Origin of the sequence: uncultured Microbacterium sp., from assembly GCF_963521645.1 — a bacterium.
In the GTDB taxonomy this organism is placed as follows: domain Bacteria; phylum Actinomycetota; class Actinomycetes; order Actinomycetales; family Microbacteriaceae; genus Microbacterium.
This window is the reverse complement of the sequence record NZ_CAUQVQ010000006.1, coordinates 57949-81936: the sequence shown is the minus strand read 5'-3', so window position 1 is coordinate 81936 and position 23988 is coordinate 57949. Positions and strand designations below refer to the sequence as shown.

The 23988-nt window shown below is 68.8% G+C and carries 26 protein-coding genes; 9 read left to right on the top strand and 17 right to left on the bottom strand.

Going from position 1 to position 23988, the window contains the following annotated elements; all coding sequences use genetic code 11:
- Window positions 1-21: 21 nt before the first annotated feature.
- On the bottom strand, window positions 22-897 hold the full coding sequence (locus tag RWO82_RS03250; RefSeq protein WP_314423250.1) for a PHP domain-containing protein: 876 nt from the start codon (window positions 895-897) through the stop codon (window positions 22-24).
- 89 nt (window positions 898-986) lie between these two features.
- On the opposite strand from RWO82_RS03250, the gene RWO82_RS03245 reads away from it, so the two are divergent.
- Both RWO82_RS03245 and RWO82_RS03240 read left to right on the top strand, forming a co-directional pair.
- Window positions 987-2009: an endonuclease/exonuclease/phosphatase family protein gene (locus RWO82_RS03245; protein ID WP_314423247.1), complete on the top strand. Its 1023-nt coding sequence runs from the start codon at window positions 987-989 to the stop codon at window positions 2007-2009.
- A gap of 37 nt (window positions 2010-2046) precedes the next feature.
- Window positions 2047-3468, top strand: a complete 1422-nt coding sequence (locus tag RWO82_RS03240; protein ID WP_314423243.1) for an aminopeptidase P family protein — start codon at window positions 2047-2049, stop codon at window positions 3466-3468.
- A gap of 121 nt (window positions 3469-3589) precedes the next feature.
- Here the strand turns inward: RWO82_RS03240 and RWO82_RS03235 are convergent, their stop codons facing one another.
- Together RWO82_RS03235 and RWO82_RS03230 are read right to left on the bottom strand one after the other, a co-directional pair.
- Window positions 3590-4252, bottom strand: a complete 663-nt coding sequence (locus tag RWO82_RS03235; RefSeq protein ID WP_314423242.1) for an alpha/beta family hydrolase — start codon at window positions 4250-4252, stop codon at window positions 3590-3592.
- 52 nt (window positions 4253-4304) lie between these two features.
- Entirely contained in the window at window positions 4305-5057 is a 753-nt protein-coding gene (locus RWO82_RS03230; protein WP_314423239.1) for a general stress protein, read from the bottom strand.
- A 110-nt stretch (window positions 5058-5167) separates the two neighbouring features.
- On the opposite strand from RWO82_RS03230, the gene RWO82_RS03225 reads away from it, so the two are divergent.
- Genes RWO82_RS03225 through RWO82_RS03215 form a run of 3 tightly spaced genes read left to right on the top strand, consistent with a single transcriptional unit; the run spans window position 5168 to window position 8093 of the window.
- Window positions 5168-6433 (top strand): magnesium transporter MgtE N-terminal domain-containing protein, encoded by a 1266-nt coding sequence (locus tag RWO82_RS03225; protein WP_314423236.1) that lies wholly within the window; start codon window positions 5168-5170, stop codon window positions 6431-6433.
- Window positions 6433-6978 carry a DUF1003 domain-containing protein gene (locus RWO82_RS03220; protein ID WP_314423259.1) on the top strand — a complete coding sequence of 182 codons (546 nt, stop codon included), beginning with the start codon at window positions 6433-6435 and terminating at the stop codon, window positions 6976-6978. Before RWO82_RS03225 ends, RWO82_RS03220 begins: the two co-directional genes overlap by 1 nt.
- Window positions 6975-8093: an Mrp/NBP35 family ATP-binding protein gene (locus RWO82_RS03215; protein ID WP_314423234.1), complete on the top strand. Its 1119-nt coding sequence runs from the start codon at window positions 6975-6977 to the stop codon at window positions 8091-8093. Before RWO82_RS03220 ends, RWO82_RS03215 begins: the two co-directional genes overlap by 4 nt.
- Window positions 8094-8170: 77 nt before the next feature.
- Here RWO82_RS03215 and RWO82_RS03210 read toward each other — a convergent pair whose 3' ends face one another.
- The gene (locus tag RWO82_RS03210; protein WP_314423231.1) at window positions 8171-8557 is read right to left on the bottom strand and encodes a twin-arginine translocase TatA/TatE family subunit; all 387 of its coding nucleotides are present in this window, start codon (window positions 8555-8557) and stop codon (window positions 8171-8173) included.
- 89 nt (window positions 8558-8646) lie between these two features.
- On the opposite strand from RWO82_RS03210, the gene RWO82_RS03205 reads away from it, so the two are divergent.
- Window positions 8647-9282, top strand: a complete 636-nt coding sequence (locus RWO82_RS03205) for a class I SAM-dependent methyltransferase (protein ID WP_314423228.1) — start codon at window positions 8647-8649, stop codon at window positions 9280-9282.
- Between the two features lie 52 nt (window positions 9283-9334).
- Here the strand turns inward: RWO82_RS03205 and RWO82_RS03200 are convergent, their stop codons facing one another.
- The 3 genes from RWO82_RS03200 to dapE form a co-directional block, all read right to left on the bottom strand.
- The gene (locus RWO82_RS03200; RefSeq protein WP_314423225.1) at window positions 9335-9541 is read right to left on the bottom strand and encodes a DUF3117 domain-containing protein; all 207 of its coding nucleotides are present in this window, start codon (window positions 9539-9541) and stop codon (window positions 9335-9337) included.
- A gap of 97 nt (window positions 9542-9638) precedes the next feature.
- On the bottom strand, window positions 9639-10856 hold the full coding sequence (locus tag RWO82_RS03195) for a hypothetical protein (protein ID WP_314423222.1): 1218 nt from the start codon (window positions 10854-10856) through the stop codon (window positions 9639-9641).
- Window positions 10838-11911: a succinyl-diaminopimelate desuccinylase gene (dapE, locus tag RWO82_RS03190; protein WP_314423221.1), complete on the bottom strand. Its 1074-nt coding sequence runs from the start codon at window positions 11909-11911 to the stop codon at window positions 10838-10840. The genes RWO82_RS03195 and dapE overlap by 19 nt, the downstream gene beginning before the upstream one ends.
- A 65-nt stretch (window positions 11912-11976) precedes the next feature.
- On the opposite strand from dapE, the gene dapD reads away from it, so the two are divergent.
- Window positions 11977-12930 carry a 2,3,4,5-tetrahydropyridine-2,6-dicarboxylate N-succinyltransferase gene (dapD, locus tag RWO82_RS03185; RefSeq protein WP_314423218.1) on the top strand — a complete coding sequence of 318 codons (954 nt, stop codon included), beginning with the start codon at window positions 11977-11979 and terminating at the stop codon, window positions 12928-12930.
- A gap of 224 nt (window positions 12931-13154) precedes the next feature.
- On the top strand, window positions 13155-14543 hold the full coding sequence (locus RWO82_RS03180; protein WP_314423216.1) for a DEAD/DEAH box helicase: 1389 nt from the start codon (window positions 13155-13157) through the stop codon (window positions 14541-14543).
- Window positions 14544-14614: 71 nt separating this feature from the next.
- Here the strand turns inward: RWO82_RS03180 and RWO82_RS03175 are convergent, their stop codons facing one another.
- From RWO82_RS03175 to RWO82_RS03145, 7 genes are all read right to left on the bottom strand, one after another.
- Entirely contained in the window at window positions 14615-15094 is a 480-nt protein-coding gene (locus RWO82_RS03175; protein WP_314423214.1) for an SRPBCC family protein, read from the bottom strand.
- An 11-nt stretch (window positions 15095-15105) separates the two neighbouring features.
- Entirely contained in the window at window positions 15106-16425 is a 1320-nt protein-coding gene (locus tag RWO82_RS03170) for a citrate synthase (protein ID WP_314423211.1), read from the bottom strand.
- A gap of 145 nt (window positions 16426-16570) precedes the next feature.
- Window positions 16571-17683, bottom strand: coding sequence for a succinyldiaminopimelate transaminase (gene dapC / locus RWO82_RS03165; protein ID WP_314423207.1), 1113 nt, complete (start codon window positions 17681-17683; stop codon window positions 16571-16573).
- Between the two features lie 3 nt (window positions 17684-17686).
- Window positions 17687-18007 carry a ferredoxin gene (gene fdxA, locus RWO82_RS03160; RefSeq protein WP_042542002.1) on the bottom strand — a complete coding sequence of 107 codons (321 nt, stop codon included), beginning with the start codon at window positions 18005-18007 and terminating at the stop codon, window positions 17687-17689.
- A 9-nt stretch (window positions 18008-18016) separates the two neighbouring features.
- Entirely contained in the window at window positions 18017-18493 is a 477-nt protein-coding gene (locus RWO82_RS03155) for a histidinol dehydrogenase (protein WP_314423204.1), read from the bottom strand.
- A gap of 42 nt (window positions 18494-18535) precedes the next feature.
- Entirely contained in the window at window positions 18536-18850 is a 315-nt protein-coding gene (locus RWO82_RS03150) for an AzlD domain-containing protein (RefSeq protein WP_314423201.1), read from the bottom strand.
- The gene (locus tag RWO82_RS03145) at window positions 18847-19557 is read right to left on the bottom strand and encodes an AzlC family ABC transporter permease (protein WP_314423198.1); all 711 of its coding nucleotides are present in this window, start codon (window positions 19555-19557) and stop codon (window positions 18847-18849) included. The genes RWO82_RS03150 and RWO82_RS03145 overlap by 4 nt, the downstream gene beginning before the upstream one ends.
- A 92-nt stretch (window positions 19558-19649) precedes the next feature.
- Between RWO82_RS03145 and RWO82_RS03140 the strand changes: the two genes are divergently transcribed.
- Window positions 19650-20198 (top strand): XRE family transcriptional regulator, encoded by a 549-nt coding sequence (locus RWO82_RS03140; RefSeq protein ID WP_314423195.1) that lies wholly within the window; start codon window positions 19650-19652, stop codon window positions 20196-20198.
- 2 nt (window positions 20199-20200) lie between these two features.
- Here RWO82_RS03140 and RWO82_RS03135 read toward each other — a convergent pair whose 3' ends face one another.
- The 3 genes from RWO82_RS03135 to RWO82_RS03125 form a co-directional block, all read right to left on the bottom strand.
- Window positions 20201-21832: an MFS transporter gene (locus tag RWO82_RS03135; RefSeq protein WP_314423192.1), complete on the bottom strand. Its 1632-nt coding sequence runs from the start codon at window positions 21830-21832 to the stop codon at window positions 20201-20203.
- A gap of 33 nt (window positions 21833-21865) precedes the next feature.
- Window positions 21866-22879, bottom strand: coding sequence for a glutaminase A (gene glsA / locus RWO82_RS03130; protein WP_314423189.1), 1014 nt, complete (start codon window positions 22877-22879; stop codon window positions 21866-21868).
- A gap of 126 nt (window positions 22880-23005) precedes the next feature.
- Window positions 23006-23887, bottom strand: coding sequence for a phospholipase (locus RWO82_RS03125; RefSeq protein ID WP_314423186.1), 882 nt, complete (start codon window positions 23885-23887; stop codon window positions 23006-23008).
- Window positions 23888-23988 lie beyond the last annotated feature (101 nt).

Genomic DNA, 23988 nt, shown 5'->3' with positions numbered 1-23988 from the left:
CGGGGACGCGTCGACGCGGAGTCAGGCGTACGTCGGAGCAGACCCCGTCGCGCGGTCGATGAGCCGCGCCACCATCTCGTCCGTCGTGGTGTTCTCGCCCGGGAGATTGGGTTTGCCGCTGCCGTGATAATCGCTCGAGCCCGTGACGATCAGATCGTGCCGAGCGGCGAGCGCCCGCAACGTCCTCTTGCCGGCCTCGGTGTTCTCGCGATGGTCTATCTCGAATCCGCCCAGACCCGCCTCGACGAGCGCCTCGATGTACGGCACCGGCAGCATGCGGTCTCGCCCTGCGGTCACGGGGTGCGCGATGATCGCCACTCCCCCCGCGTCGGCGATGAGTCGGACTGCGGTGAGCGGATCGGGCGCGTAGTGCGGCTCGTAGTACCCCTCACGCGGGTGGAGTATGCCGTCGAACGCTTCAGAGCGGTCGCGCACGATCCCACGAGCCACGAGCGCATCGGCGATGTGCGGTCGTCCGACGGTCGCGTCGAGGGCGGTCTGTGCGACCACGTCCTCCCAGACCAGGTCGTAGTCGCGGCCGATGCTGCGCACGATGCGCTCCGCACGGCCTATGCGATCGTCGCGGATCCGGTCCGTCTCCGCGCGCAGCGCGTCGTCGTTCGCGTCGAAGAGATACCCGAGCACATGCACGCTGCGCCACTCGTGCTTGGCCGAGAGCTCCATCCCCGGGATGAACGTCATCCCCAGCGAAGTGGCCGCATGCGCGGCGTCGTCCCAGCCGGTCGTGCGGTCGTGGTCGGTCAGCGCGAGCGTACGCACGCCGTGCGCGCTCGCCTGACGAACGACCTCGGCGGGCGTCTCTGTGCCGTCGGAATGGTTGGAGTGCAGATGCAGGTCGGAAGGACCTGAGAATCGAGGGGATCGAGCGACGGCCATCCTCCGAGAGTACCGACGCCGAGCCGACTCGAGGGCACCCGCCGTGCCGAGGCAGGGTCTTCACAGCGAGGGCTTCTAGGCTGGACGGGATGCTTCGACTTCTGGGGATACTCTTCACCGTGCTGCTCGCGATCGCCACGGCGGTCGTGGTGTGGCCGCAGTTCTTCCATCTGGAGCAGACCTACCCGTTCGCGCAGATCGTGGCGGCCCGAGGTGTCGTGCTCGCGGCGTTCCTCCTCATCGCCGTCCTGGCACTGCTGCTCCTCTTCGCCAGACCGTTGCGCGGATTCGCCGCTTCCGTGCTGATCGTGGCGCTGCTCGGCGCAGGCGCGACAGGTGTGATCGGCGCGCTGCGCGGATTCGGCACGGGTTCTCTGCCCGCTGCGACGGACACCAGCGTGCGGGTCCTCAGCTGGAACACCGCCGGCGACGAGGTGTCCGCATCGCAGATCGCGCAGCAGATCCTCGCGCAGGGAGCCGACGTCGTCGCGTTGCCCGAGACGACCGAGGCAGTCGGCGAGGAGATCGCCGTCATGCTGCGCGAGCAGGGTCATCCGATGTGGGTGCACCACGTGCAGTTCCAGCCCGACGTCGTCGACGGACCCAAGTCATGGCACACGACCGTCCTCGTCTCGCCCGACCTCGGCGAGTACTCCGTGATCGAGTCGTCGGAGGACGGCTCGAACAACACCGGCTCCGTCCCCAGCGCCGTGCTCATGCCGGTCGACGGATCGGGTCCGACCATCGTCGCCGTGCACGCCGTCGCTCCGCGCATGGAGGACATGGACCAGTGGAGCAGCGACCTGCGCTGGATCGCGGATCAGTGTCCGGAAGGAGACTTCCTGCTCGCGGGCGACTTCAACGCGACGGTCGACCACATGGCCGGTCTCGGCGTCGAGGGCGGAGACATGGGCTACTGCCGCGATGTCGCCTCCCGCACGGGCAACGGCTACATGGGGACGTGGCCGAGCTCGCTCCCCGCGCTGCTCAGCACCCCGATCGACCATGTGATGGCGTCTCCCAACTGGGTCCCGACGGGTTCCGTCGTGATCGACGACGCCGGCGGCAGCGATCATCGCGGGCTGGTCGTCCAGCTCGAGCCCGTCGGCTGACCCCGCACATCCCTCCGTCAGATGACAGACTGGAGGGATGAGCACCGCAGAACGCGACACGGTCGCAGAACCCGCCGTCGAGGCCCCCGTCGAGAGCAGCACCACGAACCGCAAGCAGCCCTTCCCTCAGGGGTTCCTCGACACGATCTCGACCGGGTGGGCGGAGCGGACCGAGACCCTCCCCGCTCCGCGCGCGCAGGCGCCGTATGCGGCGACGCGTCGCGCCGCCGTCTCAGCCGCTTTCCCCGGCAAGCGCCTGGTGATACCCGCAGGATCGCTCAAGCAGCGCAGCAACGACACCGATTACGTGTTCCGCGCGCACTCCGCCTTCGCGCACCTCACCGGGTGGGCAGCTGATTCCGAGCCCGACTCGATCCTCGTGTTCGACCCCACCGAGGCGGGCCACGACGTCGCCCTGTACTTCCGCGAGCGCGCCGACCGCACGACGACGGAGTTCTACGCCGATGCGACGGTGGGCGAGTTCTGGATCGGTCCGCGCCCGTCTCTCGCCGGCGTCGCCGCCGACCTGGCGCTCGCGACAGCGCACCTCGACGCGTTCTCCCCCGTCGACGGCGAGCTCGTGCTCGAGCAGGACGACGACCTCACCCGCTTCGTCTCGGAACTGCGTCTCGTGAAGGACGAGTTCGAGGTCGCCGAGATGCGTCGCGCGGTCGACATCACGGCACAGGGCTTCGACGACGTCATCCGCTCGCTCCCCGAGGCCGTCGCGCACTCTCGCGGCGAACGCGTCGTGGAGGGCGTCTTCCACCGCCGCGCGCGCGAGGACGGCAACGGTGAGGGATACGACACCATCGCCGCCTCCGGCCCGCACGCCTGCTACCTGCACTGGACCCGAAACGACGGCACGGTCGTCCCCGGCGACCTCATCCTGGTGGATGCCGGCGTCGAGGCCGACAGCTACTACACCGCAGACATCACCCGCACCCTCCCGGTCTCGGGCACGTTCACCGAGGTGCAGCGCCGCGTCTACGAGACGGTGCGCGAGGCCGCGGATGCCGCGTTCGCCGCAGCCAGGGTCGGTGTGCGCTTCCGCGAGGTGCACGAGGCCGCCATGCGGGTGATCGCCGCACGCGTCGCCGAATGGGGCCTGCTTCCCGTGACCGCTGAGGAGGCGCTGTCAGCCGACTCCGGGGGGCAGCACCGCCGCTACATGGTTCACGGCACGTCGCACCACCTCGGGATCGACGTGCACGATTGCGCGCAGGCGCGCCGTGAGATGTACTACGACGGCATCCTGGCCCCCGGCATGGTGTTCACGATCGAACCCGGTCTCTACTTCCAGATCGACGACCTCACGGTGCCCGCTGAGTACCGCGGAATCGGCGTGCGCATCGAGGACGACATCCTCATGACCGAGGACGGGCCGGTCAATCTCTCGGCGGCGATCCCGCGCACGGCCGACGAGGTCGAGGCCTGGATCGCACGAGTGCAGAGCTGAGCCCGGCCGAGCGATCGGACGGAGGTGCGTCCCTCTGTCGCGCAGACCGCTGAGCGAGTGATCGCTCGGCGGTCTTCGCGTTCTGGTGCGCTCGTTCGGATGCGACGGACGACGACGGCGGTCAGCGGCTCGCGACCCCATCGACGAAGTCCGCGAGGATCGGGGCGAGGGCTGCGCCGATCTCGACCGGCGGGCGCTTGCGGCCCTTGACCTCGAAGGTGTGTCCGCCGCCGTCGACCCAGACGACGTGGGCGGACTGACAGCCGGCGACGACCTCCTCGAACTGGGACACCGGCTGGATGAACGGGTCGTTCGTCCCCTCGATGAACAGCTGCGGGACCGAGATCGCGGGGAGGTGCTCGGCGCGCGGTCTCTCGGGCTTGCCCGGCGCGTGCAGCGGGTACCCGAGGTATGCCAGGCCGTCGACCGAGAGCCCCTCGGCCACGGCCATCGAAGCCATCCGCCCCCCGTAGGACTTGCCGGCGGCCCAGATCGTGTTCTCCGGAGCCTGGGCGCGAGCGAAGGCCACGACCGCGTTCCACGTCGCGATCGCGTGCGTCGCCGGCCCCGGCATGCGCCGACCCTGCTCGACGTAGGGGAAGTTGAAGCGGAGCGTGGAGAATCCACGCTCGCCGAGCGCATCGGCGAATCCCGTGAGGAAGGGATGATCCTTCCCCGTCCCCGCGCCATGAGCGACGATCGCGGTCGCACCGCCGGTTCCCTCGGACCAGTCTGCGGAGACCGCGGTGGCACCCGCGGGCAGCTCGACGGTGATGTCGACCATCAGCCGCGCGCGCACGCAGTGCTCGACCGCGGCTCCCCCTGCAGATCGGCCATCAGGCGGTCTCTGCGGGCCTCGGCGGCAGGCCGGGCGAACCGTCGCCGGGCGCATCGGTCGGCGGTCCGACCGGGTCGGCGGGTCGCGGTGGCACGACCGGCTCCTCGGGCGCGGTCGGGCCGACGCCCGACGGCGGGGTCGGTTCTGTGCCGGGCGATGCATCGGCACCGGGAGTCGGCTCCTCGGGCACGGGCGGCGGGGTCGGCGAGCTCGGGGTGCCGGGTGTGATCCGCTCACCGTATCGGGGCGGCTCGTCGAGGTTCACCGGAGGCCGCGTCGCTGCCGGCCTGGCTGCTCCGAGCGCGAGCCGCGCCTTGGCGAGCGAGGCTGCCTGCACGCGCACCTCGTAGTGGTCGGCGGCGAACTGCGTGACGCTCGCGAAGTCCCGACGGCGACGGACGATCGCGTACGTCACGAGGCTCAGCAGCATGCCGAGGGCGACTCCGATGAACACGAATCCCACGAAGAGCTGGATCGGCACCTCGGGATTCCCGATCACGAGGATCGCGGAGAGGAACAGGCCGATGAGCACGCCGTTGACGGCACCGGAGCGCGCGGCCGCCGCGTAGCCGAGCCGGCCGGTGATGCGTTCGACCGTGCGCACGCTCTGCCCGACGATCGCGATGTCGCGCGCCGGCACCTCTTCGGCGATCAGTTTCGACACCGTCTTCTGCGCACCTTCGTAATCGCGAGTCGAAGCGACGATCTCGCCCTCATCGCGGCTGTCAGCTGGACGGTTCAGCATGCTCATCCCGCCATTGTTCCATGCCTGTCGATGAGCGGCCCGCGAGTCGGGCGCGCGGGCGCCGCTCGCACCTGCCGCGGGGCCTCTTCGCAGGCCCCGCGCACTACGCTGGACGGGTGAGCACACAACGGGTATTCGCCGCGCGCCTGGCAGGGTGCGCCGTCTTCGACCCCGTGGGCGACCGGCTCGGCAAGGTCCGTGACGTCGTCATCGTGTATCGAAGTACCGGAGCCCCGCGTGTCATCGGCCTCGTCGTCGAGATCCCCGGACGCAGGCAGGTCTTCCTCTCCATCGGTCGTGTGACCTCGATCAGGGCCGGCCAGGTGATCAGCACGGGACTCATCAACGTGCGCCGGTTCTCGCCCCGCGCCGGCGAGGTGCGCGTGCTCGCAGAACTGCTGGGACGCAGGGTCGACCTCGTCGACGGCAGCGGGAAGGCCGTGATCGAAGACGTCGCGATCGAACCCAACCGACTCGGCGAATGGGCCGTGAGCCAGCTCTTCCTGCGCCGCCCCAAGACGAGCGCCTCACCGTTCGCGAAGGGCCCGACGACATTCGCGGCATGGAACGAGGTGTCCGAGCAGCAGTCCCCCGGAGAGGCGCAGTCCGCCGAGCAGCTCGTCGCGTCGTACTCGGAGCTGCACGCGGCCGACCTCGCGAACACCCTGCTCGACCTTCCGCAGCAGCGCATGATCGAGGTCGCCGAAGAGCTCTCCGACGACCGCCTCGCCGACGCTCTCGAAGAGATGCCCGAGGACGAGCAGGTGCACATCCTCGATCGCCTCGGCGACGAGCGCGCCGCCGACATCCTCGACCAGATGGAGCCCGACGACGCCGCCGACCTCCTCGCGCAGCTCCCTCCCAGTCGTCTCGAGCAGCTGCTCGAGCTGATGGAGCCGGAAGAGGCCGAGGACGTGAGGATGCTGCTCCGCTACGGCCCCGACACCGCCGGCGGACTCATGACCCCGGAGCCGATCATCCTGTCGGCGGACGCCACCGTGGCAGAGGCACTCGCGCTCATCCGCCGCCACGAACTGCATCCGGCTCTCGCCGCGGCCGTGTTCGTGACCCTTCCGCCGTTCGAGACGCCCACCGGCCGTCTGCTCGGCGTGGTGCACTTCCAGCGGATGCTGCGCTATCCCCCGCATGAGCGGCTGGGGGCGATCGTCGACGACAGCCTCGAACCGGTGGCCGTCACCGCTTCCGCAGCCGAGGTCGCGAGGATGCTGGCGAGCTACGACCTCGTGTCGCTCCCGGTGATCGACGCCGCCCACCGCCTGGTCGGCGCCATCAGCATCGACGACGTCCTCGATTATCTGCTTCCTGACGACTGGCGCACACACGACAGCGATGAGTCGACGATTCCAGGGGCTGCGCTGTGATGGCCCGCGCCCGGTCGCGTTCGCCTCGACTCGATGCTCCGCTCGGTCGCGGATCGTCTCGGCAGCGTTCGACGTCACGTGATCGTTTCGGCCGCTTCACCGAATGGGTCGCCCGGGCGATGGGCACCCCGGCGTTCCTCCTCATCCTCACGCTGTTCTGCGTTCTGTGGATCTGCTGGAACACGCTGCTCCCCGACCACCTCCGCTTCGACGACGCGGCGCTCGGATTCACCGCGCTCACGCTCATGCTGTCGCTTCAGGCGTCTTACGCCGCACCGCTGATCCTGCTCGCACAGAATCGCCAGGACGACCGCGACCGCGTGCAGATCGAACAGGATCGTCAGCGTGCCGAGCGCAACCTCGCCGACACGGAATACCTCGCGCGGGAGATCGTGGCCCTCCGCATGTCGCTCGAGGAGCGGAACAACCAGGTCGTGACCCGGGACGTGCTGCGTCAGGAGCTCAAGGCGCTGCTCGCCGAGCTGGGCGAATCGGAGGACGAGCCCCGCGAGTCACCACGCCCGACCAGCCGGCCGTCGTCGTGAGCACTGCCGACGCCGTGCGGTCGGCGGTCGCCGCCGTGACCGACCCTGAGCTGCGACGCCCGATCGGCGATCTCGACATGGTCAGAGACATCTCGGTCGATGCGGGCACGGCTGAGGTCTCGATCGTCCTGACGATCGTGGGCTGCCCCGCCGCAGCACGGATCGAGTCCGATGTCCGCGCCGCAGCGTCATCCGTTCCGGGCGTGGACGATGTGCGGGTCGATGTCGGCGTGATGACACCAGCCGAGCGCAAGGCCCTCACCGAGAAGCTCCGCGACGGTCGTGCGCCGCGCCAGATGCCGTTCGGCCCCGACTCGCTCACGCGGGTCATCCTCGTCTCGAGCGGGAAGGGCGGTGTCGGGAAGTCGACGGTCACCGCGAACCTCGCGGTCGCGCTGGCGGAACAGGGCCTCTCGGTGGGTCTGGTCGACGCCGATGTGCACGGCTTCTCGATCCCCGGTCTTCTGGGGATTCCCGCGGGTACGCAGCCGACACGGATCGACGACCTGATGCTGCCGCCGGTCGCGTACGGGGTGAAGACCATCTCGATCGGGATGTTCCTGCGCGACGGCGAGGCTGTGGTCGCGTGGCGCGGTCCGATGCTCCACCGCACCGTGCAGCAGTTCCTGACGGACGTCTTCTTCGGCGACCTCGACGTGCTCCTGATCGACATGCCGCCCGGCACAGGAGACATCGCGATCTCAATCGGTCAGCTGCTCCCGCATGCCGAAGTGCTCGTCGTCACGACCCCGCAGACCGCAGCCTCGGACGTGGCGATCCGCAGCGGCCTGGTCGCACGGCAGACCGGTCAACGCGTGATCGGGGTGATCGAGAACATGGGCCCGTTCGTGCTCCCCGACGGAACGATGCTCGATCTGTTCGGATCGGGCGGTGGCGCGGCAGTCGCCGCCGCTCTCTCGGAGGCCGATCCGGTGCCGTTGCTCGCGTCGATCCCGCTCAGCCCCGCGCTGCGCTCGGGCGGCGATGACGGTGTGCCCATCGTCATCTCCGACCCGACAGACGCCGCAGCACGCGCGATCGACGACGTCGCGCACTCCCTTGCGGGTCGAGGGCGCGGCCTCTCCGGTCGCCCGCTCCCCCTGTCGCTCAGCTGACGCCGAATCGGCGGACGTCGCGACCCGCGGGCGCCGCGCCGTGGTCCACGACGCAGATCACCGACCCGCGGGTCCGGTCAGGTCGCTTCGAGGTCGTACGGGGGCGGGTTCGCCACCGAGAACTCCGGTCGCACGCGTACGGGCCGCACAGGCGCCACCGCCGGCTCCGCGACCACCGTCGCGGCCTGAGAGGCGGCCACGGTGGGCGTGTCCTCGAAGAGCGCATCGCGGATGATGCGACGCGGGTCGTACTGGCGCGGATCGAGCTTGCGCCAATCCACATCGTCGACCTCCGGCCCCATCTCTTCACGGACCCGAGTCTTGGTGTCGCGCAGGAACTCACCGGCACGCCGAGCGAGCTTGGCCACGCTTTCGGCATAGCGAGGCAGCCGCTCGGGTCCGACGAGAAGAACAGCGACCAGACCGATCAGCAGAATCTTCTCGAATGAGATCCCGAGTTCCATCTCACCAGGCTACCGCCGCGCCTGCCCGGCTGCTGAGCGCCGAGCGCATACGCTGGGACAACACACATGTGAGTCGGGAGATCAGGGCAATGAGCGAGAACGATGCGAACGCACGTTTCCTCCGAGAATCCATCGTGGAGCCGTCGTCCATCACGCGCGCTCGCGCGAATGCCGTCGAGCTGGGAGCCGCGCCGATCAGCGCGGTCGTCGGATCGCAGATCGCCGTCCTCGCCGCGGCGACGAACGCTCGTTCGATCGTCGAGATCGGCACCGGCGCGGGCGTCTCCGGGCTCTGGCTGCTGCGCGGGGCTCCGAACGCCGTCCTCACCTCGATCGACAACGAGCCCGAACATCTCGCGGCGGCGCGGCAGGCCTTCTCCGACGCCCGCATACCGGCGACTCGCGCTCGATTCATCAGTGGTCGAGCCGCAGACGTCCTCCCCCGCATGAACGAGTCGTCGTACGACATCGTCCTGGTCGACGCCGACCCCGACAACGTGATCGAGTATGTCGAGCACGGATTGCGCCTCGCTCGCGACGGGGGCATCGTGCTGGTTCCGCGCGTCCTCGCCGCCGGCCGTGTCGCCGATCCCGTGCAGCGTGATGCCGTCACGGCTGCATACCGCTCGCTGATCCAAGAGACCCAGGAGTCCGCTGCGGTTCTCGCGACGGTCTCGGCGTCGGGCGAGGGCCTGCTCCAGCTCATCCGCGTCGCGGAGGCCTGACCCGCCATACGCAGAAGAGAGGGCGACGGATCGGTGATCAGTCGCCCGCGCGTCATGAAAAACGCGCCTGGCGGGTGGGTGTCGTGGAGGCTGGCCCCACGACTGCTGCCAGCACGTCGTGGAGTTCCTTCGCTTCTGCATCGTTCACGGAAACGACCAGGCGGCCGCCGCCTTCGAGGGGGACGCGCACGATGATGAGTCGCCCTTCCTTCACGGCCTCCATGGGTCCGTCGCCAGTCCTCGGCTTCATCGCTGCCATCGTGGGCTCCTTTTCCTCCGGTGGTATCTCACCAGTTTATCGGTTGTCACCGAAGGCTGTATGTCTCCCGTGAAAGAAATGCATCGAGCATTAACATTCACGGCACCTGCCAGAACATGTTTCCCAGTGCATACATGTGGAGTATCCATACCCATTGCGCCGCCACGCACGCGATGAGAACGCCCCCTCGCCACACGCGCGAGCGTGGGACCGCGACCGCGCCCCAGAGCGGACTCAACGGCAGCAACAGCCGGAATGTGCTCGACTGGGGGAAGAAGACCGCCAGCAGATAGAGCACGTAGCTCGCGCTCCACAGTCGCAGATCCGGGCCGAGGCGGCGCACTCCGGGCGCGAACAGGAGCACGCACCCGACGCCGACGACGAGGACGAAAACGGCGACGAGGCCCGCAGCGGCCGGGAGCCCCCACTGGACGAACCAGAACTGCGCGGCCTGGATCCATCCCTCGAACGGCACGAACCCCTCGACGCCCCCTGCGATCCAGTTGCGCCGCCACGCCAGCTCGGTCGCGAGGTATGCGCCTGGGTCTCCCGTGACCGCGCCCGCGATCGCCTGCCAGGCGAAGCCGCACGCGGTGGCCAGTGCGCCGAGCGCGACGATGTGCACGACGTCGCGCACGGGGAGCGCGGCCTGTCTACGACGCGACCACCGCAGCACTCCGTGGAGCCCCAGGAACAGGGCGAAGGCGAGGACTCCCGGACGGGTGAACGCCATGAGCGGGATCACCGCATAGAGCCACGCATAACGGTGCCGGATCACGAGGTCGAGCGCGAGGAACAGGGGCAGGAGGAAGAGGGTCTCCGCGTATCCGACCTGGAACATGGCCGCGAGCGGGCCGAACGCGAAGAACACGACCGACCAGGTGGCGGCCGATCGACCGATGCGATCGCGCAGCAGGCGGTGGAGGGCGAGACACGCGAAGTACCCCGCCACGAACGACAGGACGAACGCACCCGCGCCCCACGATCCCAGGAGCATCCCCACGAACTTCGCCGCATATGCGAAGACCGGCATGAAGGCCCAGGCGTTCTCCGCGACGTCGCCCGACTCGGTCCGCGGGAGCTCACTCGGGTAGCCGTCCTCCGCGACCAGCCAGTACCACTGCGCATCCCACCCGAGAACGAAGTCGATCAGCCCGGGGTCGGCTCCGAAGCGCGACAGCGACGTCGATTGCGCCGCAGCGCCGATCATCAGCGCCGTCGTCACCGCACGGGCTGCGAGATAGATCAGCGCGATCCTCAGCGGCAGGGCCAGCTGAGCCCAGCGGCGCGCGAGGGTCAGCGTGACGTGAGCCACGCGCGCAGCCCCCGCTCGACCGCCTCGATCTGAGCGAGAGGCACCCTCTCTTCGTCGTGGTGCGCGAGATGCGGGTCACCGGGACCGTAGTTGACTGCGGGGATGCCGAGTGCCGAGAAGCGGGCGACGTCGGTCCATCCGTACTTCGGACGCGGTTCCGCCCCCACGGCCTTCACGAACTGCTGTGCGATCGGCGCATCGAGCCCTGGCCGAGCACCTTCCGCCGCGTCGGTGATCTCCACATCGAAACCGGCGAACAGATTGCGGACATGCGCCTCGGCGTCGGCGGCCGACTTGCTCGGCGCGAAGCGGTAGTTCACCTCGATCTCGCACGCATCGGGGATCACGTTGCCCGCGACACCGCCGCTGATGCGCACGGCGCTCATGCTCTCCCGGTAGAGCAGACCCTCGACCGAGACCTCTCTGGCCCGGTACTCGGCCAGGCGGGCGAGCACGGGCGCGGCCCGATGGATGGCGTTCTCTCCGATCCAGGCTCGAGCTGCATGAGCTCGCACTCCGGAGGTGCGGACGATCGCGCGCATCGTGCCGTTGCATCCGCCCTCGACCTCGCCGTTCGAGGGCTCGCCGAGAATCGCGAAGTCAGCCTGGAAGAGATCCGGGCGCACGGCGGCGAGCAGAGCGAGGCCGTTCTTCGATGCCTCGACCTCTTCGTTGTCGTACCACATCCAGGTGATGTCGACGGAAGGGTCGGACAGCTCTGCGGCGAGCTTGAGCTGCACCGCGGTACCGCTCTTCATGTCGACGGTCCCTCGCCCCCAGAGATGGGGAACGCCGTCGATCTCGATCTCCTTCGTCGGCACGTTGTTGTTGATCGGCACCGTATCGATATGGCCCGCGATCGCGACCCGCTGCGCGCGTCCCAGATTCGTCCTGGCCACGATCGTGTTGCCGTGACGGATCACCTCGAGATGAGCGTGCGGCGAGATCGCCTCTTCTATGGCGTCGGCGAGCGTCGCCTCGTCACCGGACACGCTCGGGATGTCACAGATCGCACGGGTCAGTTCTGTGGAGGACGCGGTCAGATCGAGCAGCATGCCCCCAGCCTACTTACACCGTCATCCGTGTCATCGCGTGCGTCGGCTCGCGATACCGTGGATGCATGACTGAGGCGCGCACCGTGTGGGGTACCGGACTTTCGACGATCGCCGGCGACGGCACCGTGCTGGACGCGTGGTTCCCCGAGGTCTCGACATCCGCCCCGAACACCGAGGAGGCAGCCGCCGCGCTGTCCGCCCTCGACGCTCTCGCGGGACCGGACGAGCGCCGCAACGTCACCGTCGAGACCGTGCAGGTGCACATCGACCTCGACGCCGCGCCGACATCCACGGCTGACGCCTACCTGCGACTGCATGCCCTGTCTCATCTGCTGGTGCGCCCGAACGAACTCAATCTCGACGGCATCTTCGCGCATCTTCCCACCGTGGCGTGGACGAACGCCGGTCCCGTGCATCCCGAGGACGCGGCCAGACTCCGTCCCCGGCTGCAGCGAGCGGGCATCCAGGTGCAGGCTCTCGACAAGTTCCCCCGCCTCACCGACTACGTGCAGCCTGTCGGTGTCCGCATCGCCGACGCCTCGCGCGTGCGTCTCGGCGCGCACCTCTCCCCCGGCACGACCGTCATGCACGAGGGGTTCGTGAACTTCAACGCCGGGACGCTGGGCGCGTCGATGGTCGAGGGCCGCATCTCTCAGGGCGTCGTCGTCGGTGACGGCAGCGACATCGGCGGTGGAGCCTCGATCATGGGAACGCTGTCCGGCGGCGGCGCGCACCGGGTGTCGATCGGCGCGCGCACCCTGCTCGGCGCCAACGCCGGGATCGGCATCTCCCTCGGTGACGACTGCGTGGTGGAGGCGGGCCTGTACGTCACGGCCGGGACCAAGATCGTGCTGGTCGACGGACCGGTGACCGCGGACGGCGGCAGGAAGAGCGTCAAGGGCGCCGAGCTGTCCGGTCAGGACGGTCTGCTCTTCCGCCGCAACTCGCTCAGCGGAGCCGTCGAGGCCGTGCGACGCGAAGGCGTGGGCGTCACGCTCAACGAGGCACTCCACGCCTGATCACGACGCGCTGACACGCCGCGTCCCAGGCTTCGCCGTGGGGCGCGTGATATCCTGAACGCGACGTCCCTCGCGATGCGAGACGTCTGCGTCGTCGACACGCTCCCGCACCACTTGCCTGGTTCTGGCCATTTCGAACGGCGAAACGATGCGCGATCCCGCGCCGTCGCCCACCTTCCCGCACCCGGCCTCACTGTTCGTGCGTGCATTCTCGGAGATACTTCATGACTTCCTTCCTCGACCTCGGCGTACCCGCCGACCTCGCCGCCGTCCTCGCGAAGGACGGCAAGACCGAGGCGTTCGCGATCCAGCGCGACACGCTTCCCGACTCGCTCGCCGGTCGCGACCTCCTCGGCCGTGGTCGCACGGGCAGCGGCAAGACGATCGCGTTCGCGCTTCCCCTGGTCTCCCGCCTGTCGGCCTCTTCACGCAAGAGCCGTCCGAACCATCCTCGTGGTCTGGTCCTCGCTCCGACCCGCGAGCTCGCCACGCAGATAGCCGCGACCATCGCACCGCTCGCCGCGGCCAAGGGTCTGCGCGTCACCACGGTGTTCGGCGGCGTCAGCCAGCGCCCGCAGGAGCAGGCCATGCGCGACGGTGCCGACATCGTCGTGGCGTGCCCCGGCCGCCTCGAAGACCTCATGAAGCAGCGCATCGTGCAGCTCGACGCAGTCGAGGTCACGGTTCTGGACGAAGCCGATCACATGGCCGACCTCGGCTTCCTGCCGGGCGTCACTCGCATCCTCACCGCCACTCCCGCGGGCGGTCAGCGCCTTCTCTTCAGCGCGACCCTCGACCGCGGCATCGACACACTCGCCCGCCGATTCCTGTCGAACGCCGTGAGCCACGAGGTCGACGAGGAGAGCGTCCCCGTCGGCGAGATGACGCACCGCGTGCTCGTCGTCGACTCGACCGACAACAAGACGACTCTCGTGCGCGACCTCGCCTCGGGCACAGGGCGCCGCATCCTCTTCACCCGCACCAAGCACCAGGCGAAGAAGCTCGCGAAGCAGCTCACCGCTGCCGGCATCCCTGCCGTCGACCTTCACGGCAACCTGTCGCAGAACGCGCGCGAGCGCAATCTCAGCGCCTTCTCTTCGGCACCTGAAGACGGCGGCGTGCGTGTCCTCGTCGCGACCGATGTCGCCGCACGCGGCGTGCACGTCGACAACGTCGACCTCGTGGTGCACGTCGACCCGCCCATGGAGCACAAGGCTTACCTGCACCGCTCCGGTCGCACCGCTCGTGCGGGCGCGGCGGGCACGGTCGTCACGGTCGTGCTGCCTGAGCAGCGTCGCGACGTGAAGGACCTGCTCCGCAAGGCGGCGATCACCGCCGCTCTCGAGCCGGTCACCTCGGACGCCGTCACCGAGCTCGTGCCCGAGCGTGCCCCGCACGTTCGCCCGGCTCCGGTCCAGGTGCAGCAGCAGCGTGCGTCGTCGAAGCAGCGCCCCGCCGGCGGAGAGCGCAACTCGGCGGCCAACCCGCCCTCGCGTCGCAGCCGTCGCCCCCGCTCGGGACAGGGCGGCCAGGGCGCACAGGCCGGCTCCCGTCAGGGCGGCGCCCGCTCCGGTGGACAGGGCGGCCGCGGACGCAGCCCGCAGGGCCGCTGACCCACACCCGAGACGAGCGGGTGCACGGATGCTCACGCATCGGCGCACCCGCTCGTCGTCTCAGGCCGTGATCATGCGGAGCGCCGGCGCACGTCCGACAGAACCTGTGGATCGGAGCATCCCCGGACGAAGCCGGCCAGGCGTCTTCTGATCTCGACGTCGAGTACGCGCGCGCCGATCCATTCGGCGAGAGGCGCGATCCACGCGGGGCGGCACGAGAAGTTATACTTCCACACCGCGAGAGTGCCCTCCGGCACCTCCGTGAAACGCCATCCGCCTCCGAGCTTGGCGAAGAACCAGGGCCCGGTCTCCATCACCATGCCGACATTGCGCGGCGGTGCGTAGGACACGTACCGACTCACCATCGAGAAGCCGAAGCGCTGTCTCGTGAACGTGCGCACGCCCTTGGCTGCGCCGTCCGCGCCGTCGAGGTAGTGCTGTTCGCTGATGAACGGATCCCACCGACGCCGCACGGCCCCGGTGGTCTGCGAGACCGCGAAGGCCGTCGCCGGGTCGACCGGAACGACGGCCTGTGCAGTGACGACGGGCATAGCGCCTCGGATCAGCGGGTCTGGAAGGTGCGCTCCGGGGATCCCGTGTAGAGCTGCTGCGGACGGCCGATCTTGGTCTGCGGGTCGAGCTGCAGCTCGCGCCACTGCGCGAGCCAGCCCGGCAGACGGCCGATCGCGAACAGCACGGTGAACATGCGCGTCGGGAAGCCCATCGCCTTGTAGATCACGCCGGTGTAGAAGTCGACGTTGGGGTACAGGCGACGCTCCTTGAAGTAGTCGTCCGCGAGTGCGAGCTCCTCGAGCTCCTGAGCGAGGTCGAGAAGCGGGTCGGTGACACCCAGCTCCGCGAGAACCTCCCCCGCGGCCTCCTTGACGAGCTTCGCCCTGGGGTCGTAGTTCTTGTAGACGCGGTGCCCGAAGCCCATGAGCTTCACGCCCTCTTCCTTGTTCTTCACCCGCTCGACGAACCGCGAGACGCTCTGACCCGAGTCGCGGATCTGTCCGAGCATCGTGAGCACAGCTTCGTTCGCCCCTCCGTGCAGCGGGCCGGAGAGTGCCTGAATGCCGGCCGAGATCGATGCGAACTGGTTCGCCCCCGTCGATCCGACCAGACGCACGGTCGAGGTCGATGCGTTCTGCTCGTGGTCCTCGTGCAGGATGAGCAGCAGCTCGAGCGCCTTCGACATCACCGGGTTGACCTGGTACTCCTCCGAATGCACTCCGAAGTTGAGCTTGAGGAAGTTCTCGACGAAGCCGAGGGAGTTGTCGGGATAGAGGAACGCCTGACCGACGCTCTTCTTGTGCGCGTACGCTGCGATCACCGGGAGCTTGGCGAGCATGCGGATCATGTTCAGTTCGACGTGCTCGGGGTTGTGGGGGTCGGTCTGTCCCTCGTAGTACGTCGACAGGGCGGCGACCGCCGACGACAGCACCGACATGGGGTGCGCGGTATGCGGCAGCGCCGAGAAGAACCGCTTGAGGTCCTCGTGGAGCAGCGTGTGACGACGGATCTTCTCGTCGAACTCGGCCAGCTCCGCAGCGGACGGCAGTTCGCCGTAGATCAGGAGCCACGCGACCTCGAGGTAGCTCGTCTTTCCGGCGAGCTGCTCGATCGGGTAACCGCGGTACCGCAGGATGCCCTTGTCACCGTCGATGAACGTGATGTCCGACCGGGTCGATGCCGTGTTGACGAATCCGTAGTCGAGCCCCGTGTAGCCGGTCTGGCGGGTCAGCGTCGAGAAATCGATGCTGTCGTTCCCCGCCGTGCCGCGCACGAGCGGGAACTCCGCGGTCGTATCGCCGATCGTCAGCTTCGCCGTCGCCTGCTGCTCTGCCGCTGCGCTCACGCGGGCCTCCTCGTGGATGTTCATCAAAGCCGGATGTGGCGATGTGACGGCGCTCTGCGCCGGGCCGAATCGAGATCATCGATGCACGACCGAATCGCCTCTACAGCCTAGTAGGCCTACCGGCCTACTGTGACATCAGACAAAAGAAGCAGGGCCTCAAAGAGAGAACCTACAATGCGTGCTCACGAAGGCGTCGCGCGCCCTCGAGAATCCGCTCGGTGGGGGCCGTCAGAGCGAGCCGGACATGCTGGCTCGAATACGGCCCGTAGAAGGGTCCGGGGCCGGCGAGGATGCCGAGGTCCGCGAGGCGCCCGATGCTCTCCCACGCATCACGCCCCTCGGTCGCCCACAGGTAGAGCCCCGCTTCCGACCCGTCGATCCGGAAGCCGGCCGCCTCGAGTGCGGGACGCAGTGCGTCCCGTCGTCGACGGTACAGCTCCTTCTGCGTCGCGACGTGCTCGTCGTCGCCCAGCGCGACGGCCATGGCATGCTGCACGGGCTCGGGCGGCATCAGGCCGAGATGCTTGCGCGCCGTGAGCAGATCGCCGACGATGCGCGCGCATCCTGCGACGAACGCGGCCCGGTACCCCGCCAGATTCGACTGCTTGCTCAACGAGTACACGCTCAGCAGGCCCGCTCGGCTGCCTCCCGCGACGCGCGGATCGAGGATCGAGGGAATGGGCTCGCTCGCCCAGCGACCGTCCCACCCGAGTTCCGCATAGCACTCGTCGCTCGCGAGCACCGCTCCGATCTCGCGAGCGCGCCGCACCGCCGCCGCGAGCTCGTCGACCGTCCAGGTGCGCCCGTCGGGGTTGCCCGGAGTGTTGATCCAGATCAGCTTCGCGCCCTCGGGCCACTCCGCCGGGTCGTCGGCTGCCAGAGGCGTCGCCCCCACGACGCGGGCACCCACCTCGTACGTCGGGTAGGCGATGCGCGGGTGCACCACGATGTCGCCCTCGCCGAGTCCGAGCAGGGTCGGCAGCAGAGCGACGAGCTCTTTCGATCCGATCGTCGGAAGGACGTTGTCCACGGTGAGGTCGGACACTCCCCTGCGCCGTGCGTACCAGTCGACGATCGCCTCGCGCAGCGCCGGGGTCCCGACCGTCTGAGGGTACGCGTGCGCATCTGTCGCCTCGGACAGCGCCCGCCGGATCAGATCAGGCGTCGGATCGACCGGAGACCCGACCGAGAGATCGACGATCCCCCTCGGGTGCAGCGAGGCGCGTTCACGGTAAGGGACGACCGCATCCCAAGGGTAGTCGGCCAGATCGCGGACGCTCACCGGCTACTCGCCCTGCGGAGGCAGAGCGGCGATGATGGGGTGGTCGTGTGCGATGACGCCGACCTTCGCGGCGCCGCCGGGTGACCCGACCTCGTCGAAGAACTCGACGTTCGCCTTGTAGTAGTCCTGCCACTCGTCGGGGAGGTCGTCCTCGTAGTAGATCGCCTCGACGGGACAGACCGGCTCGCACGCGCCGCAGTCCACGCATTCGTCGGGGTGGATGTACAGCGAGCGTTCACCCTCGTAGATACAGTCAACGGGGCACTCGTCGATGCAGGCGCGATCCTTGACATCGACGCACGGAAGGGCGATCACATACGTCACCCCCTCAGTCTACGACTCGCTGCCCGTCCGATCGCCCAGCGCCGACCGGCGAGTGGGACTCGACGGCGCGTCGGCCACCGACTCCGCGTCCGGTGCAGCGGGCTGAGGACTCGCGCCCGCGCGAACGGGCAGACGGGACAGAGACGGCCAGGCGACGGCGAGGAGCACGAGTCCCGCGACCAGGTAGGTCCAGATCCGCCCGCTGACGGTGTCCTGCACGACCACGGAGCCTCCGGGACCGACGCCCGAGATGAGCACGAGCATCCCGACCATCCCGAGACCCGCGGCGAGGGTCGCACCACGGTCATGGGTGAGCGACCTGATCGCGATGAGGATCGCCCCGCACGCCACAGCGCCGACCACGAGCCCCACCGGGATGGGCCCCCACGTCAGGCTGTGACCGATCGTCCCGGCGATGCCGAACACGCCGCCGACCAGGGCCGCCGCTATCCAGGAGAGCACCCGGGAGATCCATCCGATACGCACGAGACGATCCTACGCGCGCCGTACGCGCCCACGCGCGCCGGGTCAGGCAGCGAGGCCGAGCAGACGCAGAAGCGCCGCGACGACGGCCGCGGCGACGACCACCACGAGGAACGGCTGCTTCAGCCACAGCAGCCCCGCCGCGACGAGCACGGCGGGCAGCCGGGCATCGACGATCACCGCCTGGCCCGCACCTAGGGTCTGCACGGCGACCAGGGCCGCGAGCAGAGCGACCGTGAGCAGATCCGTCATTCGCGCGGGCCGTGGCTTGTCGAGCACCGACGGCGGCACGAGGTACCCGAACGCCTTCAGTGCCAGGCAGATGACCGCGGCGAGGAGGATCGCGCTCCAGACGCTCATGCCGCTGCCTCGCCGGCCGCAGCCGCGGAGGCGGTATCGCGGCCGAACCAGTTGAACCAACCGACGAGGATCGCCACGACGGCGGCGATCAGGACCGGGACTCCCGGCATGAGGAACGGGGTCAGCGCGGCGGCGACCACGGCGGCTGCGACCCCCACCACGATCGCCTGTCGCTCTCTGAGCCGCGGCCAGAGGAGCGCGAGGAAGGCCGCGGCCGCCGCGGCGTCCAGCCCCCAGGTCTTCGGGTCGCCGAGCACATCGCCCACGAGCGCTCCGATCAGGGTCGTGACGTTCCAGCCGATGAAGATCCCGATCCCTGTGACCCAGAACCCGATCCGACGCAGCCGCGGGTCTCCCTGCGAGACCGAGACGGCCGTCGACTCGTCGATCGTGAAGTGCGCGGCGGCGACGCGACGACCCCGTGACGTGCCGACGATCGGCGACATGCGCATGCCGTACGCGACATTGCGCACTCCCAGAAGCCCGGCTGAGGCGATCGCAGAGGGCAGGGCCGCGATCCCGCCCGCGGCGAAGACGCCGACGAAGGCGAACTGCGAACCACCCGTGAACATCAGGAGGCTGAGGACGCACGTCTGCCAGACGTCGAGACCCGATGCCACGGCCAGGGCGCCGAATGAGACGCCGTATGCGCTGGTCGCGAGCACCACCCCGAGCGCTTCTCGCCACACCTCACGCTCAGCGCTCACACCCGGCCGTTCGATTGAGTGAACACATGTTGATCATTCTGAACAGTTGATTCAGGATAGTCAAGCGAACGATCGTTTGACATGATGAACACATGGAGGAACTCCGCCACCGCATCTCCCGCACCCTGAAGCGAGAGCGCGAAGCTGCCGGCCTCTCCGTGTCGGAGCTCGCGCGCCGCGCGGGGATCTCGAAGGCGACCGTCTCCCAGCTCGAGTCCGGCGCCGGGAATCCGAGCGTGGAGACCCTCTGGGCGCTGGGTGTGGCACTCGATGTGCCGTTCGCGGTCTTCGTCGATCAACAGTCGAGCGCGCCCACACTCATCCGTCTCGACGATCTGTCCGGCGTCCCCTCCGCGGCTGCGGCGTACAGCGCCACGCTGCTCTCCGCCAGCCCGCCGGGCGCTCGTCGGGATGTCTACCTCATCCGGGGAGAGCCCGGCGATCCGCGTCGCTCGGACCCGCACCACAGCGGCACGACCGAGCACGTCGTCCTCGTCTCGGGGCAGGCCCGCGTCGGCCCGGCCCTCGATCCCGTGCTTCTGAACCCCGGCGACTATCTCTCGTACCCCGGCGACGCTCCACACGTGTTCGAGGCGATGGCCGCCGGCACCAGCGCGGTGCTCATCTCGGAACTGCGCTGAGTTCAGTCCGAACCCGCGACGGGAGACGGATCCGGGATCTCGTCGGGCTTGTACCGCGGCAGCCGCGAGGCCGGGAGGATGGCCACGGCGCTGATCCCCGCCAGGACGAGCAGCCCGAGTCGAAGCGTGCCGAGGCGCGCCTGCTCGTTCACCGCCACTGCGGCGTCCACCTGCGCAGGTGTGGCATCGGTCTGCTCGAGAGCCGCCCGGAGGTCGTCGTTGCTGACGAAGTTCACCGCATCGAGGTCGACCTGCGCCACGAGCTCGGGCGGCAGCTCGGGGTTCTCCATCACGGCGCGACCGACACTCAGACCGAGCAGCGACACCAACAGGGCCCCCGCGAGAGCTGTACCCACCGCGGACGCGAGATTCTGCGTCGTGCCGCGCAGAGAGCCGACATCGCCGGCCAGCTCCGACGGAGCCGACGTCACGAGCACGTTGAACACCAGCGTGACGAGCGCCCCCTGCCCGATGCCGAAGACGACGAGGCCGAGGATCGTCGGCAGCGTCTCCCAGTTGTTGCTGACCACGAAAGAGAGCCACACGAGCGCGACGGTGGTGAGGGTGAACCCGAACACCCCGATCACGCGCGGCGGATAGGTCTTGTAGAACCGCACCACCAGCGTCGCGGTGATGAACACCGTGAGGTTGAAAGGCATCATCGCGAGCGAGGTGTCGAACGGGGTGCGCCCCTGGACGATCTGGATGTACAGCGGGATCGTGAAGTTCACGCACGCTTCGAGCGCGACCACGATGAACATCGCGTAGACGGCGGCCCTCTCCTTCGACGAGTCGAGCACGCTCAGGTCGATCAGCGGCACCTTGCCCTCGGCCATGCGCCTGCGTGTCCACATGAAGAAGAGCTGCCCGAGAACGACGCCGACGACGATGAAGACCGGGGCGGGCGAGAGGCCCAGGATGCTGAACGGAGCGGCGTCGGTCGCCGCGATCGCCCCCCATCCGTTGAGGTTGTTGAATCCGAGGGTCAGGAGCACGATCGCGGCACCGATGAGCAGCGAGGCCACGAGATCGATCCGGATCGACGCATCGCCGCGATCGCCGCGGAGCGTGAAGCTGAGTGCGAACACGATCACCGCGATGCCGAACACGATGATGAACATCGGCCGCCAGCCCACGAGCGTCCCGAGGGTGCCGCCGATGAGGAAGGCGGTGACACCCGAGATGGCCCGGGCCGATCCGATCGCCCCGATCGCCGTGGCCTGCTGGGCGCCGCGGTAGTTCTCGGCGATCAATGCCACGATGGACGGCACGATGATGGCGGCGGCCGCACCGGCGACGGCTTGTCCGGCGATCGCCCACCCGACGCTCGGCGCGAAGATCATGAACAGCGAGGACGCGGCGAAGAGCACGATCACGACGCGGAAGATGAGCACCCACCCCACGCGCTGCCCGAGCTTCGCTCCTGTCATGACGAGTGCGGCGACGGCGAGGCCGTACATCACGATCGTCGTGCTCGCGACCGTCGGCGGCACTCCGAAGTCGCTGACGATGCCGCCGAGCGAGATCGGCAGCGCCGCCACGTTGAACGACATCAGCACCTGCGCGAGGAACAGGCTGGCCAGCGGCATCCAGGAGGCCTTGGTGGTCGCGGGTGCAGACGCGGTGTGGCTCATGACGGTGTCCTCAGAACGGGATCCATGTGGATATCAGGTGTCGGGATGGTGCGATGACGCAGGGGCCGACGCGAACAGATTCAGCCCCAGGGAGCGCGAGAGGTGTCCGATCGCGAGCTGTGAGCGCACGGAGTTCCCTGCGTGATCGAGACGCGGCGAGAAGCCGGCGACGGCCCCCTTGCCCGGGGAGACCGCGACGATTCCGCCGGCCACGCCGGACTTGGCCGGGAGTCCGATCTCGAACAGCCACTCTCCCGAGCGCTCATAGAGGCCGGTCGAGGCCACGACCGCGAGGGTGTCCCGGCAGACGTCGGCCGAGACGACGCGATCACCGGTCACCGGGTTCACCCCGCCGTCGGCGAGCGTCGCTCCCATCACGGCCAGGTCATGCGCAGTGACGCTGAGCGCGCACTGCCGGGTGTACACGTCGACCACCTCGTCCGGATCGCCGGTGAGCCTGCCGTAGCTGCGCAGGAGCCTCCCGATCGCGCGGTTGCGGTCGTTCGTCTCGGCCTCGGAGGAGTAGACGACGTCGTCCATCCCCAGTTCCCTCCCGGCGAACGCCGAGAGCCCGTCACTGAGGCGCTCCCACTGTGCGGTGGATGTGCCTCCGGGGATGAGCGCGGTGGTGGCGATCGCGCCGGCGTTGACCATCGGGTTCATCGGGTGACCGCCGTTGAGCTCGATGGCCACCACCGAATTGAACGGCAGGCCGGTGTTGTTCACCCCGACGATGTCCCTCACGACCTGGTGGCCGTGCTCCTGGATCGCGAGCGCGTACACGAACATCTTCGAGATCGACTGGATCGAGAAGCTGTGCAGGGCGTCGCCCGCATCGTGAAGCCCGCCGTTCGACTCGATCAGCGCGAGCCCGAAGAGCTCCGGGTCGACCTCGGCAAGAACGGGGATGTAGTCGGCGACTGCTCCGCTCCGCTCGTCCGCATACCGCCGATGCGCTTCTCGGACGAGCTCATCCACGCGCTCCCACCCCGGGAGCGAGCCGGTGGAGACCTCCTGAGGGATGCCGGTGAGAGCCGCAGGGTCCACACGTCCTCCTCAGGATCGACGACGCCCCAGCCATCTTCCGCTCACCGTAGCGCCACGACGGCCCCCTGCCAAGGGCAGGGGGCCGTCATTCTGGAATTCAGGTCTGAGGGATGTGACCGCTCCCGATCAGTACCAGTTCACGGCCTGCGAGTGCGACCACGCGCTGCAGGGCGTGCCGTACACGGACGAGATGTATCCGAGGCCCCAGGCGATCTGGGTGGACGCGTTGGTCTGCCAGTCGCTGCCGGCGGACGCCATCTTGCTTCCCGGAAGCGCCTGCGGGATCCCCGTCGCCCCGCCCGAAGCGTTGTAGGCCTTGTAGTTCCAGCCCGACTCCTTGGTCCACAGCGAGTTCAGGCAGGAGAACTGGTCGTCGCCCCACCCGTACTGGCTCGAGGCCATGCTGCGGGCCGACGCCTTCGCTCCGTCGACGGTGTTCGCCCGGGCCAGCGCTTCTGCGGCGGCCGCGGCCTCTGCCGCAGCCTGCTCCGCCGCCGCCTTGGCCTGCTGGGCCGCCTCGTACGAGGACTGCAGCGTCACCGTCTCGGCGACCACGGCGTCGGTACCGGTCGCGGTGTACGCCGTCAGGCTCCGGAGCTCGCGGTCGCTCAGCGAGTCACGGTCGGAGAGCTGGCCGACCCACGTCCCGAGATCCTGCGTCTCGACCGAGGCGGGAGCACCGGCCAGATCGAGGCCGGAGGCCGCGACCTCCGCATTCTTGGCCTCGGCGGCCGCGATGGCGTCCTTCGCGAGCTTGATGGTGATCGCGGAATCGTCGACGGTCTTGTGCAGCGGATCGGAACCCGTGACCAGGGCGGTCACGTGATCCACGGCATCGGGCAGCTCCGCCGCAGCGGCGGGCGCCGCGACGATGCCGAGCGTGAGGGCGATTCCGACGGCGCCGCCGGTCACCGAGCCGCGGATCCAGCGGGAGCGGCGGGTCTTTGCAGCGGCGCGAGCGGATGCCGCATCCGAGGCGCGCCGAAGCGCACGGGTGTTGTGAAGCATGAATCGACTTTCGGGTCGTCGTACGCCCGTCGCGGGACACTCATCGGGAGTCGGCCCCAGGCGCAAGGTAACGATTCTGCAACGGCCCGCCTGGACGTTCT

Excerpts from the sequence above, each read along its gene's own strand:
- RWO82_RS03250 (WP_314423250.1), bottom strand. The coding sequence starts at position 897 with ATGGCCGTCGCTCGATCCCCTCGATTCTCAGGTCCTTCCGACCTGCAT.
- RWO82_RS03245 (WP_314423247.1), top strand. The coding sequence starts at position 987 with ATGCTTCGACTTCTGGGGATACTCTTCACCGTGCTGCTCGCGATCGCC.
- RWO82_RS03240 (WP_314423243.1), top strand. The coding sequence starts at position 2,047 with ATGAGCACCGCAGAACGCGACACGGTCGCAGAACCCGCCGTCGAGGCC.
- RWO82_RS03235 (WP_314423242.1), bottom strand. The coding sequence starts at position 4,252 with ATGGTCGACATCACCGTCGAGCTGCCCGCGGGTGCCACCGCGGTCTCC.
- RWO82_RS03230 (WP_314423239.1), bottom strand. The coding sequence starts at position 5,057 with ATGAGCATGCTGAACCGTCCAGCTGACAGCCGCGATGAGGGCGAGATC.
- RWO82_RS03220 (WP_314423259.1), top strand. The coding sequence starts at position 6,433 with ATGGCCCGCGCCCGGTCGCGTTCGCCTCGACTCGATGCTCCGCTCGGT.
- RWO82_RS03210 (WP_314423231.1), bottom strand. The coding sequence starts at position 8,557 with ATGGAACTCGGGATCTCATTCGAGAAGATTCTGCTGATCGGTCTGGTC.
- RWO82_RS03205 (WP_314423228.1), top strand. The coding sequence starts at position 8,647 with ATGAGCGAGAACGATGCGAACGCACGTTTCCTCCGAGAATCCATCGTG.
- RWO82_RS03200 (WP_314423225.1), bottom strand. The coding sequence starts at position 9,541 with ATGGCAGCGATGAAGCCGAGGACTGGCGACGGACCCATGGAGGCCGTG.
- dapE (WP_314423221.1), bottom strand. The coding sequence starts at position 11,911 with ATGCTGCTCGATCTGACCGCGTCCTCCACAGAACTGACCCGTGCGATC.
- dapD (WP_314423218.1), top strand. The coding sequence starts at position 11,977 with ATGACTGAGGCGCGCACCGTGTGGGGTACCGGACTTTCGACGATCGCC.
- RWO82_RS03180 (WP_314423216.1), top strand. The coding sequence starts at position 13,155 with ATGACTTCCTTCCTCGACCTCGGCGTACCCGCCGACCTCGCCGCCGTC.
- RWO82_RS03175 (WP_314423214.1), bottom strand. The coding sequence starts at position 15,094 with ATGCCCGTCGTCACTGCACAGGCCGTCGTTCCGGTCGACCCGGCGACG.
- RWO82_RS03170 (WP_314423211.1), bottom strand. The coding sequence starts at position 16,425 with ATGAACATCCACGAGGAGGCCCGCGTGAGCGCAGCGGCAGAGCAGCAG.
- RWO82_RS03150 (WP_314423201.1), bottom strand. The coding sequence starts at position 18,850 with ATGAGCGTCTGGAGCGCGATCCTCCTCGCCGCGGTCATCTGCCTGGCA.
- RWO82_RS03140 (WP_314423195.1), top strand. The coding sequence starts at position 19,650 with ATGGAGGAACTCCGCCACCGCATCTCCCGCACCCTGAAGCGAGAGCGC.
- RWO82_RS03135 (WP_314423192.1), bottom strand. The coding sequence starts at position 21,832 with ATGAGCCACACCGCGTCTGCACCCGCGACCACCAAGGCCTCCTGGATG.
- RWO82_RS03125 (WP_314423186.1), bottom strand. The coding sequence starts at position 23,887 with ATGCTTCACAACACCCGTGCGCTTCGGCGCGCCTCGGATGCGGCATCC.